The organism is Qipengyuania marisflavi (assembly GCF_005884405.1).
In the GTDB taxonomy this organism is placed as follows: Bacteria; Pseudomonadota; Alphaproteobacteria; order Sphingomonadales; family Sphingomonadaceae; genus Qipengyuania; species Qipengyuania marisflavi.
In genome coordinates this window covers 12,875-23,490 of sequence record NZ_VCAO01000007.1, presented here as the reverse complement: position 1 = coordinate 23,490, position 10,616 = coordinate 12,875, and the positions used below count along the sequence as shown (strand labels likewise).

Annotated in this window: 14 protein-coding genes; 12 read left to right on the top strand and 2 right to left on the bottom strand. The window is 61.8% G+C overall.

The window, feature by feature from the left end; translation table 11 throughout:
• Window positions 1-68: 68 nt before the first annotated feature.
• Genes FEV51_RS11135 through FEV51_RS11120 form a run of 4 tightly spaced genes read left to right on the top strand, consistent with a single transcriptional unit; the run spans window position 69 to window position 4,785 of the window.
• Window positions 69-2,399, top strand: a complete 2,331-nt coding sequence (locus tag FEV51_RS11135) for a putative bifunctional diguanylate cyclase/phosphodiesterase (RefSeq protein WP_171033117.1) — start codon at window positions 69-71, stop codon at window positions 2,397-2,399.
• Window positions 2,392-2,841, top strand: coding sequence for a hypothetical protein (locus FEV51_RS11130; protein WP_138618929.1), 450 nt, complete (start codon window positions 2,392-2,394; stop codon window positions 2,839-2,841). Before FEV51_RS11135 ends, FEV51_RS11130 begins: the two co-directional genes overlap by 8 nt.
• A gap of 27 nt (window positions 2,842-2,868) precedes the next feature.
• The gene (gltX, locus tag FEV51_RS11125) at window positions 2,869-4,215 is read left to right on the top strand and encodes a glutamate--tRNA ligase (RefSeq protein WP_138618927.1); all 1,347 of its coding nucleotides are present in this window, start codon (window positions 2,869-2,871) and stop codon (window positions 4,213-4,215) included.
• Between the two features lie 57 nt (window positions 4,216-4,272).
• Window positions 4,273-4,785 (top strand): DUF4287 domain-containing protein, encoded by a 513-nt coding sequence (locus tag FEV51_RS11120; RefSeq protein ID WP_171033119.1) that lies wholly within the window; start codon window positions 4,273-4,275, stop codon window positions 4,783-4,785.
• Window positions 4,786-4,804: 19 nt separating this feature from the next.
• Here the strand turns inward: FEV51_RS11120 and pyk are convergent, their stop codons facing one another.
• Window positions 4,805-6,301 (bottom strand): pyruvate kinase, encoded by a 1,497-nt coding sequence (pyk, locus tag FEV51_RS11115; protein WP_138618925.1) that lies wholly within the window; start codon window positions 6,299-6,301, stop codon window positions 4,805-4,807.
• A gap of 50 nt (window positions 6,302-6,351) precedes the next feature.
• Between pyk and FEV51_RS11110 the strand changes: the two genes are divergently transcribed.
• The 3 genes from FEV51_RS11110 (at window position 6,352) to FEV51_RS11100 (ending at window position 7,373) form a co-directional block, all read left to right on the top strand.
• Window positions 6,352-6,663 (top strand): DUF1244 domain-containing protein, encoded by a 312-nt coding sequence (locus FEV51_RS11110; RefSeq protein WP_138618923.1) that lies wholly within the window; start codon window positions 6,352-6,354, stop codon window positions 6,661-6,663.
• Between the two features lie 78 nt (window positions 6,664-6,741).
• Window positions 6,742-6,978: a DUF2312 domain-containing protein gene (locus tag FEV51_RS11105; RefSeq protein ID WP_138618921.1), complete on the top strand. Its 237-nt coding sequence runs from the start codon at window positions 6,742-6,744 to the stop codon at window positions 6,976-6,978.
• A 47-nt stretch (window positions 6,979-7,025) separates the two neighbouring features.
• Window positions 7,026-7,373: a heavy metal-binding domain-containing protein gene (locus tag FEV51_RS11100; RefSeq protein WP_171033116.1), complete on the top strand. Its 348-nt coding sequence runs from the start codon at window positions 7,026-7,028 to the stop codon at window positions 7,371-7,373.
• Between the two features lie 7 nt (window positions 7,374-7,380).
• Here FEV51_RS11100 and FEV51_RS11095 read toward each other — a convergent pair whose 3' ends face one another.
• Window positions 7,381-8,139, bottom strand: a complete 759-nt coding sequence (locus FEV51_RS11095; protein ID WP_138618919.1) for a CPBP family glutamic-type intramembrane protease — start codon at window positions 8,137-8,139, stop codon at window positions 7,381-7,383.
• Window positions 8,140-8,186: 47 nt separating this feature from the next.
• Here FEV51_RS11095 and FEV51_RS11090 point away from each other — a divergent pair, with 47 nt between their 5' ends.
• The 5 genes from FEV51_RS11090 (at window position 8,187) to FEV51_RS11070 (ending at window position 10,606) form a co-directional block, all read left to right on the top strand.
• The gene (locus FEV51_RS11090) at window positions 8,187-8,930 is read left to right on the top strand and encodes a YebC/PmpR family DNA-binding transcriptional regulator (RefSeq protein ID WP_138618917.1); all 744 of its coding nucleotides are present in this window, start codon (window positions 8,187-8,189) and stop codon (window positions 8,928-8,930) included.
• A complete protein-coding gene (locus FEV51_RS11085; RefSeq protein WP_138618915.1) occupies window positions 8,930-9,280 on the top strand; it encodes a DUF3147 family protein in 351 nt (116 codons plus the stop codon). Before FEV51_RS11090 ends, FEV51_RS11085 begins: the two co-directional genes overlap by 1 nt.
• Window positions 9,277-9,747, top strand: a complete 471-nt coding sequence (gene ruvC / locus FEV51_RS11080; RefSeq protein WP_138618913.1) for a crossover junction endodeoxyribonuclease RuvC — start codon at window positions 9,277-9,279, stop codon at window positions 9,745-9,747. Before FEV51_RS11085 ends, ruvC begins: the two co-directional genes overlap by 4 nt.
• Window positions 9,748-9,833: 86 nt before the next feature.
• Window positions 9,834-10,301: a hypothetical protein gene (locus FEV51_RS11075; RefSeq protein ID WP_138618911.1), complete on the top strand. Its 468-nt coding sequence runs from the start codon at window positions 9,834-9,836 to the stop codon at window positions 10,299-10,301.
• Window positions 10,298-10,606, top strand: coding sequence for a winged helix-turn-helix domain-containing protein (locus FEV51_RS11070; protein ID WP_138618909.1), 309 nt, complete (start codon window positions 10,298-10,300; stop codon window positions 10,604-10,606). The genes FEV51_RS11075 and FEV51_RS11070 overlap by 4 nt, the downstream gene beginning before the upstream one ends.
• Window positions 10,607-10,616 lie beyond the last annotated feature (10 nt).

The window sequence follows — 10,616 nt, the reverse complement described above, 5'->3', positions numbered from 1 at the left end:
TGCCGACCGCGCCAAGACACCTGGGCCTGCAACAATTGTGACGGAGCGCAATGGATACAAGTGATCCCATGCTTGATGGACCGTCGCTTGAGACGGAGTTCGAGGACGCCTTGCTGGCGCGGCGGATCTCAGAACTTGCATCAGGAAACCTGTTCGTACTGATTTCCTATCTGCTCTGCATCGCCCTGATGACAGTGACCCTCATAAATCGTGACAACGCCCTGGTGCTGCTGGTCTGGAGCGCAATAACCGCCGCCCTTCTGCTCGCGCGTCTTTATATAACGCGGGGGACTGAACAGCATTCGGTTGATCGCCATTATTTGCGGAAGCATTGGCAAATCCCCCAATTGCTGGGGGTTGCGACCAGCACCTCCTGGGCTGTTATGATCCCGTATTTTGCGGTGCAGGCAGAGGGCCGCGAACTTGCTGTGGTCGCGGTACTGGTGATGGCGGTGTTCATGGGCAGCCTGCTGTACCGCGCGCCGACAGCGGCCAGACGGTTTCACATCATCGCGCTGACGACCAGTGTTGTTTTTGGCGGGTGGTTGGTTGCCGGTCCGGCTTCGGCCGGCACTGCGGCAATGGCGTTGCTGTTGTGCGTCACGATGCTGATTGCCCTGAAAGGGCAGGACCGGGTTTTCGTGGCAAGTGTCGTATCGGAACTTAAACGTCAGGAGGCGGCCGATACAGTCGCCCTACTGCTCAATGATTATGAAGAACAATCATCCGACTGGTTGTGGACGGTAGGTCCACGCGGCAATTTGCGCGGTGTCGCGGCACGGTTTGCGGCTGCGGCGGGACGCGATGTGGATGCTTTGGAAGGCGCGCCGTTGCTGCAATTGTTCATGCCGGGTGATCAGCGCGACCGCTTGGCGCGGCATCTGGTCGAGCGCAGCGCATTTCGCGATCTCCTGGTCAAGCTGCGGGTGGATGGCGAATTGCGCTATTGGCGGCTTTCCGCCCGGCCGCGCGACGACGGGCGGCTCAGCGGGGTGGCGCGCGACGTCACGAATAACCAGCTGATCAAGGACCGCGTCGCCTTCATGGCGCATTATGACAATCTGACGGGCCTCGCCAATCGCTATCTCTTTAACGAGCGGCTGCGCAAAATGCTCGACCACCCGGACAGCGCGGGTTGTGTGGCGCTGTTCTATATCGACCTCGACGATTTCAAGGCCATCAACGATATGCGCGGGCATGGCGTTGGCGACCGGCTGCTGCGCGAGGTCGGCGCGCGGCTGGAGCATGAAATTCGTGAGGATGATCTGGTTGCCCGGCTGGGCGGCGATGAATTTGCCGTGCTGATCGAAACGCGCGCCGGGGCCGGGATGCTGATCGAACGCGCGCACCGTTTCCTTTCGGTCATTCGCGAACCCTATGAGCTGGAAGGGCAGCTCTACCGTATTTCGAGCAGTGTCGGCGTGGCGCGGTGCAGCGAAGGCGATTGCGATGCTGACGAATTGATGCGGCGCGCCGATCTCGCGCTATATTCCGCCAAGGCCAAGGGGCGCGACAATCTGGCGCTGTTCGAACCAGCGCTGGACAAGGCTGCGCGCGAGCGTCGGACTATCGAAACCGATCTTCGAGAGGCGGTCCCGCGCGGCCAATTGCGGATGCATTACCAGCCGGTGATCGACCTCGATACCGGGGCAACCACCAGCTACGAGGCATTGCTGCGCTGGTACCATCCGCAGCGCGGCATTGTGGCGCCGGGCGAATTCCTCAAGATTGCCGAGGAAACCGGACTGATTATGCTGATCGGCGATTGGGTCATTCGCCAGACATTGTCGGAAATATCCACCTGGCCTGGCGATTTTCGCATCGCCATCAATCTCTCGCCGACCCAGGTACTCAGCCCGCATCTGGTGGCGCTGGTTGCGCAGGCCATCGACGCCAATGGCATTGCGCCCGAACGCATCGAATTCGAGATTACCGAACATGTGCTGATGGCCGAAGGCGATGCCAGCTATAACGCGCTGCTACGCTTGCGCGAATTGGGCACCAAGATTGCATTGGATGACTTCGGAACAGGCTATTCCTCGCTCAGCTATCTGCGGCGCTTCCCGTTTGACCGGATCAAGATCGACCGGCATTTTGTCGAACGGATCGAAGACAACACGCATGATCAGGCGATCGTATCTTCGGTTACGCGGCTGGCCGATGCGATGGGGATGCAGACCACCGCCGAGGGTATTGAGCGGCGCGGACAACTCGATCTCTTGCGCAAGCTGGGCTGTAACGAAGCGCAGGGGTTCTTGATCTGTCACCCGCTGCCCGGTGAAGCGGTCTATCCGGGCGACCACAATGATAGCGTTGCAGCCGAGCATAGCGACGATCTGCTGGCCTATCGCAAAGCGCGCGATACAATAAACAATCACCGGGGCGGACAGGTTGCTTAAGGCAGCCATTGCGCTGTTTCTGGCTACCATGCTGGCCAGCGGATGTGATGCTCCGCAGCAGAATTCCTCTCCCGCTGCTGCCCCCGATCCCTTGACCGCTCAAGCCCCCGCAGTCGATCTGACTGGCGAATGGCGTGTGGCCGGGATCGACGGCGCGGAACTGGACGGAGCCTATGGCATCGCACTTTCCGCTGATGACGGACATATCTGGTGGGAACCGGGATGTGCAGGGCAGGGCCGGCTGTTCGCAATCAGCGGGAATGAATTTCACCGGATCGCATCGCCCGATACGGGGCCGCAAATGGTTTGCGATATCGGCTTTCCCGATGAACTCGCCCAAATCTGGCGCGCCATCGACGCTGCCGATACGATTGAGCGGACGGCTCAGAACGGCGTGCTCATCACCGGCGGTGGGCACAGCCTGCTCTTGTTCTCGCAATAGCGGCGCTGCTGGGCTATCGGCCCGCGCATGACTGTAACCCGCTTTGCTCCCTCGCCCACCGGGCGGCTCCACGTTGGCAACATTCGCACCGCGCTGCACAATTGGCTGCTGGCCCGCAAGGCTGGCGGCCGCTTCATGCTGCGGATCGACGATACCGATGCGGCGCGCAGCCGGGAGGAATATGTCACTGCAATCCGCGCGGATCTGGCGTGGCTGGGGATCGACGCCGATGGTGAAGAGCGGCAGTCCGAGCGGCTGACGCTGTATGAAGACGCCTTCGCCGCGCTCAAAACCGCTGGCCGCGTCTATGCCTGTTATGAAACCGCGCAGGAGCTGGAGCTGAAGCGCAAGATCCAGCTCGGTCGCGGCCTGCCGCCGATTTATGATCGCGGCGCACTGGCGCTGAGCGACGCGGAACGGGCGGCGAAGGAGGCAGAAGGCATTGCCCCGCATTGGCGTTTCAAGCTTGACCATGACGAACCCATCACGTGGGAAGACGGCGTGCGGGGCGCACAGAAATTCGATGCTGCAACACTGTCCGATCCCGTGATCCGCCGCGCCGATGGCAGCTGGCTGTACATGTTGCCCAGCACGGTTGACGATCTGGATATGGGCGTCACCGATGTGCTGCGCGGTGAAGACCATGTTTCGAACACTGCTGTGCAAATTCAGATGTTTACCGCACTCAATGCTGCGCGTGGCGGGGTGCAGCATTTGCCGCATTTCGCGCATGAGGCGCTGCTGGTCGGCAGTGAGGGCAAGCTGTCCAAGCGTCTCGGTTCGCTGGGCTGCGACGCGTTTCGCGAGCGTGGGGTAGAGCCATCCGCGATTGTCGCGATGCTGGCCCGGCTGGGCACTTCGCTGCCGGTCGAACCCATTGCCGAGCGCGCCGCTTTGATCGAGACTTTTGACCTGTCGACTTTCGGGCGGGCCCCCGCGCGCTTTGACGATACGGAGCTGGAACGGATCAATGCCGCCATCGTCCACCAGATGGATTTCGTCGCAGTGTCTGACCGCCTGCCTGCGGGAATGGACGAAGCGGGCTGGCACGCGATCCGCCCCAATCTGGCGCATATTGGCGAGGCGGCGGATTGGTGGCGACTGGTCACCGGCCCGGTTCAGAGCGGCGAATTTTCAGACGAGGACCGCGCGTTCCTGTCGCAGGCTGCATCCGCTTTGCAATGGTCCGAAGACCCCTGGCGCGCGCTGACGTCTGCCTTGAAAGAGGCGACGGGCCGCAAGGGCAAGGCGCTGTTCCTGCCGCTCCGCCGTGCGTTGACCGGAATGGATCACGGCCCCGACATGGGCGAACTGCTCCCGCTGATCGGCGAGAGCGAAGCGCGAGCGCGGCTGGAAAATGCTGCGGCTGACTGATATTCGCGGCACAGGAGGAATTTGCAGATGGCTTCCCCGGAAGAGTAGTTGGCCACCATGTTCAGCAATTTGCCGGAAAAGACTGGTAAAACGCTGGCCGAGTGGATTGCGTTGATCGGCAGCGAGGGTCTGGCGAAGCACGGCCAGATCGTGACTTTTCTCAAATCAGAGCACGGCGTCACTCATGGCTTTGCCAATTTGATCGCTAGTCAGGCACTGCAAGGTGACCAGCCCGACGATCCTGTGGCCATGCAATATTCTGGTCCGAAGGCGGGCTTGCGAGCAATTTATGACGAGATATTGCGCTTCTGCGAAGGTCTTGGAAGTGACGTTGAAGTGGCGCCGAAAAAATCCAGCGTCAGTTTGCGCCGCAAGAAGCAGTTTGCGCTGGTGACGCCGGCAACAAAATCACGGATCGACCTGGGGTTGGCATTGAAAGGCGATAACCCGGAAGGGCGGCTGGAAACCTATAACGCCATGTGCAGCCACCGGGTCCGTATCGAAAGCCTGTCGGACTTCGACGACGAGGTAAAAGGCTGGATCGCTGAGGCTTATTCGCGTTCTGGTTGATAGCGAGCCGCTTTCGCCGCTACCCCTCGTGCGCGTCCAGCTCGTTGCCCGTAATTGTCACCACGTGCAGCAAATTGGTGCTGCCCGGTGTTCCGAAGGGCACGCCCGCCAGTGCGATCAGCTTGCTGCCAGCGCGGCCCAGGCCGTGGCGCAGGGCCATGCGTTTGCCCTTGGCAATCATCTCTTCAAAACTGCCGATGTCCTTGGTGGCGACCGCGTGGGCACCCCATAGCAGGCCCAGCCGCCGGGCGGTTTTCATCGAAGGGGTGAGCACCATCATCGGCACCGATGGCCGTTCGCGCGCCACGCGGCGGGCGGTCGATCCCGATCCGGTAAAGACGGTAATAGCCTCCACCGCGACAGTATCGGCCACGGTCATGCAGGCGTGCGCCAGCGCATCGGCAGTGGTCCGATCGGGCGGGGTTTCGAGGAAGCGGACGCGCGCCAGATAGCCTTCGTCGCCTTCCACCTGCTGCGCAATCTTGTGCATGATGGTCACGGCTTCTTCGGGCCAGTCGCCTGCTGCGGTTTCCGCCGACAGCATCACGCAATCGGCGCCGTCATAGACCGCATTGGCGACGTCGGAGACTTCGGCGCGGGTCGGAGCGGGGCTTTCGATCATCGATTCCAGCATCTGCGTGGCGACGATCACCGGCTTGCCCGCCATACGCGTCTTGTTGACGATGCGTTTCTGCAGCGGCGGGACTTCCTGCGGCTCCAGCTCGACACCCAGATCGCCGCGCGCGACCATGATGCCGTCGCTCAGCTCGATAATTTCGTCCAGACGGTGCACCGCCATCGGTTTTTCAATCTTGGCGCACAGGGCGGGGCCGGGGCCGGTACGGCTGGACATCAGCTTGCGCGCTTCGGCCAGATCTTCGGGCCGTTGGACAAAGGACAGGCCGATCCAGTCGACGCCCTGTGCGACGGCAAAGGACAGGTCGCGGCGGTCTTTCTCGGTCAGTGCGGGGATCGGCACTTCGGCATCGGGCACGTTCACGCCCTTGCGATCGGAAATAACGCCGCCAACTTCGGCCGAACACAGGATGGCATCTGTATCCGCGCGGATCACGCGCAGGATGATCTTGCCGTCATTGATCAGCAGCCGCTGACCCTTTTCCAGCAGGCCGAACAGTTCGGGATGCGGCAATTGCACGCGGGTTTCGTCACCGGGTTCGGTATTGCGGTCCAGCGTGAAATGCCCCGAATGGCGGATTACCGCCTGTCCATCCTTGAACTTACCAACGCGCAGCTTGGGGCCTTGCAGATCAGCCAGAATGGCGATGGGGCGGTGGAACTGCTTTTCCAGCGCACGGATGGCAGAGATGGTGGCGGCATGGTCGGAATGTTCGCCATGGCTCATATTGACGCGGAAGGCATCGACTCCGGCCTTGAACAGCCGCGCCAGCATTTCGGGTGAGCTGCTGGCGGGGCCGACGGTGGCAAGGATTTTGACCTTACGGCCCCGCGGGTCGAGGCGGGGGGCGGCGAGCGGCGTGTCATCGGGCTTTTGCATGACCATCGCCTATGGCAGAGCGGCCTCGCAACTCAAGGATGAATGGCCCCATGGATACGAATACAGACCCGCTCGATACGCTGCCCGATGCCGTGGCCGCTGATGCGTTCCGCCGGTTGGTGCGCCATTTGCGCCACCGCCACGACGCGCAGAATATCGAGCTGATGGGGCTGGCGGGTTTCTGCCGCAATTGCCTGGCCGACTGGATCCGCGACGCGGGGTATGACGGTGACAAGGAAGCGGCGCGCGAATTGATCCACAATATGCCGGCGGCAGAGTGGAAAGCCACGCGCCAGACCCCTGCGACCGAGGCGCAGCTGGCCGCGATGCAGGCAAGCATTGCGAAGAATCGCGTGGAATAGCGCTGCACCGCCTTCACCCGCGCAGCCATGCTCGCTATCGAGCGGCCAACTGATTCTAATCTTACTGGAGCGAACCCCATGGCCGAAGCCACCGACGACCGCCTGCGCCTGCTGATCGAGCGTATCGAACGTCTTGAAGAAGAAAAGAAGGGCATCGCCGACGACATCCGCGATGTTTATGCCGAAGCCAAGGCGGTCGGCTATGACAGCAAGATCATGCGCCAGATCGTCCGCCTGCGGAAAATGAAGCCTGATGACCGCGCCGAAATGGAAATGGTGCTGGATACCTACAAGGCGGCGCTCGGACTGGGCTGATCACGCATTATAACGTCGCAAAACTCTTGAATTGAACGGAGAAGATAATGGCAGGCCCTTGGAAAGATGCCCGCGGCATCATCGTCACCACCACCCCCACGATCGAGGGTAAGCCGATCCAGGATTATCTGGGCATCGTAACCGGCGAGGTGATCGTCGGCGCGAATATCTTCCGCGATCTGTTCGCCAATATCCGCGATATCGTGGGTGGCCGCTCAGGCAGTTACGAACGGATCCTGTCCGAAGCGCGCGAGCAGGCAATTCAGGAATTGCAGGCCGAATGCGCCGGTCGCGGCGGCAATGCCGTTGTGGGCGTTGATCTGGATTACGAGGTGATCGGTGATACCGGATCGATGCTGATGGTTTCGGCCAGCGGGACTGCGGTCAAGGTCTGAAGCATGCCTATCCGGCAATCGGCGCTGTTTCGGCGGCGCTGGTGGCCAACAGGACCAGTCCGATGGCAGTGCCATTGTGCAGCATGTGCAGTACGATACTGGCCCACAGCCCATAGGTGACGCGTGCATAGCCAAAGATGGTCCCGGCGATCAGCTGCGGCAGCACCAGCGGCAGCAGGACCGCCAGTGTCCCCTCCTGATAATTGAACAGATGGATCAGTGCGAAGCTGATCGTTGCTGCGGCAAAGAACAGCGGGAAAGCGCGCGCGAACCACGGCATCTGGCCGCGTTTCCGCAGCGCGTAAAGTGTGCCAAGCGCCAGCACCATCGCGCCAAAAAATGACACGGCAAACCACAGCGATCCGCCATCACCAAACACCAGCGGCAGCCCGAACAGCGCAAACGCCAGAAATGCGGCGGCCAGCACATGGCCCGGCCGCCCCGACAGCCAGCTGCGAAAGCCGATTTCCTCGATCAGCGGGGCCAGCAGCACGATCAGGGCCAGCACCCTGGGCGACAGGGTCAGCCCGGCAATCTCGTTCTCGGGAAATTCAAACCCGCTCATCAACACGGCTCCGGCAATCGCCAGCAGCACCGCCATCAGCGCGATATCGAGCAGGTATAGCCGCCACACAGCCGCCAGGCTGGCTCTGCTGATCCCCGCCGCTTTTTCCGGCAGAATCGGGCGGCGCACAAAGGCAATTACCCGTTTGGCTTCCCCGCGCCACGATTTCGCATGCGCGAGGGTTGAGGTTTCTCCGGTCATGCGGCTATGCGGGTCCCTTATCCTAATCACCGGAAACAAGAGATCCCATGGCCGGCCATTCCAAATTCAAAAACATCATGCATCGCAAGGGCGCTCAGGACAAGAAGCGCTCTGGCCTGTTTTCCAAGCTTTCACGCGAAATCACCGTGGCGGCCAAGATGGGGATGCCCGATCCCGACATGAACCCGCGACTGCGGCTGGCGGTCAATGCGGCCAAGGCGCAATCGATGCCCAAAGACAATATCCAGCGGGCAATCGACAAAGCCACCGCCAGCGATGCGGAAAATTACGAGGAAGTTCGCTACGAAGGTTATGGCCCCGGTGGCAGCGCCATCATTGTCGAGGCACTGACCGACAATCGCAACCGCACCGCCACCAATGTCCGCACCGCCTTCTCCAAGAATGGCGGCAATATGGGCAGCGAAGGGTCGGTCCAGCATGGCTTTGAACGGCTGGGCCTGATCGAATATCCGGCCGCTGTGGGCGATGAGGAAAAGGTTCTCGAAGCCGCAATGGATGCTGGCGCGGACGATATCGAAAGCACCGCGGATGGCCACACCATCTGGACGGCGCCCGACGATCTGCACGAAGTCTCCAGCGCGCTGGAAAAATCGCTGGGCGAGGCCGAGACGGTCAAGCTGGCATGGAAGCCCAACATCACTGTCGATATGGACGAGAAAGGTGCCGGTACTCTGCTCAAGCTTATCGACACGCTGGACGATGATGACGACGTCCAGACGATCTGGGGCAATTACGAGATTTCGGACGAGATCATGGAAAAGCTCGGCTGATGCTGGGCTTCGCCGCGAAGGCGCTGCTGGCCGGCGTGATGATCGCGGCGATTGCCGAAATCGGGCGGCGTCTTCCGGCGGGCGGGGCGCTGATCGCCTCGCTCCCGCTGGTGTCGATCCTGGGCATGATCTTCCTGTGGTACGCGCGCCCTGATGCGGAGAATATGGCAGTCCATGCGCAGGCGACCTTCTGGTATGTCCTGCCCAGCCTGCCGATGTTCCTGGTGATCCCGGTGCTGCTGCGTTCGGGAACCGGGTTCTGGGCGGCGCTGGCGGCCGGCTGCGTGCTCACCGTGGTGCTGTATCTGGCGATGATGCAGTTCGGGCCGCGCTTCGGCCTGCGGCTGTGATCATCCTCGGGCTTGATCCCTCGCTATCCTGCACCGGCTGGGGCGTGATCCGCGCCGAGGGTAGCCGTCTGACACATATCGCCAATGGCCAATTGCCCAGCGATGCCAAGGCACCGCTGGCCGCGCGGCTGGCGGCTTTGCAGGCTGGTCTGGCACAGGTGATTGCACAGCACCGGCCTGACCGGGCAGCGGCGGAAGAAGTCTTCGTCAACAAGAACCCGCAATCCACGCTCAAACTGGCGCAGGCGCGCGGCGCGGTGCTGGCGGCGTGCGGCGCGGCGGGCCTGACCGTCAGCGAGCATTCCGCACGGGCCGTGAAGAAAACCCTGGTCGGCACCGGCGCGGCGGACAAGGCCCAGGTGCAGGCGATGATTGGCGTGCTGCTGCCCGGCGTGAAAGTGGCGGGCGCCGATGCCGCCGATGCGCTGGCCGTGGCCATCGCTGCCGCGCACGGCGGCTCCAGATAGTCATTTTCCAAATTGGAAAGTTTTAACTTGCCGAATCGGAAAGTGGCCCCTATCGCTTTCCATATTGGCAAGTGAAGGACTTGAACATGGCTTATGAAAACGATCCCCGCGCGGCACTGGACGCTGTCGCACAGACTGACCGGCGGTTGGCGAAGCGAATGCATTGGTCGCTGCCCCGCCATGCCGCGGCTGGTCTGCTTCAGGCGCTGTGCGTGATCAGCTGGGCCGTCCCGATCCCGCTTGCCATCGTGACGATCCTCCTGGTGGTGGGAGGGGTAGTCTGGATCTCGCATAGCGACAGAAAACGTGACGGGATGTTCGTCAATGGCTGGTCATCCAGGGCAGCGCGCCCTGCGTTCTGGCTCGCCATTGCGGCCACTCTGGCGGGATTTGCGCTGCTCGCCTGGGCAGCGCCCGGCCTCCATATGTGGACGCCGCTGGGGGTGCCGATTGCCCTTGGTGTGTTCGTGGTCGTCACCGCCAGCAGTATCTGGTGGGAACGGCTGTATCACGCCGATCTCGACCGCTCGGCTTCCGGTGCGGGTGCCACATGACCGCGGACATCGACCCTGTACTCCATGCGCCTGCGCGTCTGCAGATTGCCGCCATGCTGGCGCGGGTGGACGATGCCGAGTTTGCCATCATCAAGGATGTGGTCGAAGTCAGCGATTCTGTATTGTCGAAGCATCTCTCGGCCCTGTCCGAAGCGGCCTATATCACCGTGCGCAAGGCAAAGCGCGACGGCCGCCAGCGGACATGGGTTTCGCTCACGCCGAAGGGACGCAAGGCATTTGCCGCGCATATGAAAGCGCTGCATGAGCTGGTGGCAGCGGCCCAGCACGCCGTCGCCGCCGAATGAACGCTCCTGT

Bases quoted from the DNA above. Each gene is read 5' to 3' on its own strand.
- FEV51_RS11135 (WP_171033117.1), top strand. From the start codon at position 69: ATGCTTGATGGACCGTCGCTTGAGACGGAGTTCGAGGACGCCTTGCTG.
- gltX (WP_138618927.1), top strand. From the start codon at position 2,869: ATGACTGTAACCCGCTTTGCTCCCTCGCCCACCGGGCGGCTCCACGTT.
- FEV51_RS11120 (WP_171033119.1), top strand. From the start codon at position 4,273: ATGTTCAGCAATTTGCCGGAAAAGACTGGTAAAACGCTGGCCGAGTGG.
- pyk (WP_138618925.1), bottom strand. From the start codon at position 6,301: ATGCAAAAGCCCGATGACACGCCGCTCGCCGCCCCCCGCCTCGACCCG.
- FEV51_RS11110 (WP_138618923.1), top strand. From the start codon at position 6,352: ATGGATACGAATACAGACCCGCTCGATACGCTGCCCGATGCCGTGGCC.
- FEV51_RS11105 (WP_138618921.1), top strand. From the start codon at position 6,742: ATGGCCGAAGCCACCGACGACCGCCTGCGCCTGCTGATCGAGCGTATC.
- FEV51_RS11100 (WP_171033116.1), top strand. From the start codon at position 7,026: ATGGCAGGCCCTTGGAAAGATGCCCGCGGCATCATCGTCACCACCACC.
- FEV51_RS11095 (WP_138618919.1), bottom strand. From the start codon at position 8,139: ATGACCGGAGAAACCTCAACCCTCGCGCATGCGAAATCGTGGCGCGGG.
- FEV51_RS11090 (WP_138618917.1), top strand. From the start codon at position 8,187: ATGGCCGGCCATTCCAAATTCAAAAACATCATGCATCGCAAGGGCGCT.
- FEV51_RS11085 (WP_138618915.1), top strand. From the start codon at position 8,930: ATGCTGGGCTTCGCCGCGAAGGCGCTGCTGGCCGGCGTGATGATCGCG.
- FEV51_RS11075 (WP_138618911.1), top strand. From the start codon at position 9,834: ATGGCTTATGAAAACGATCCCCGCGCGGCACTGGACGCTGTCGCACAG.
- FEV51_RS11070 (WP_138618909.1), top strand. From the start codon at position 10,298: ATGACCGCGGACATCGACCCTGTACTCCATGCGCCTGCGCGTCTGCAG.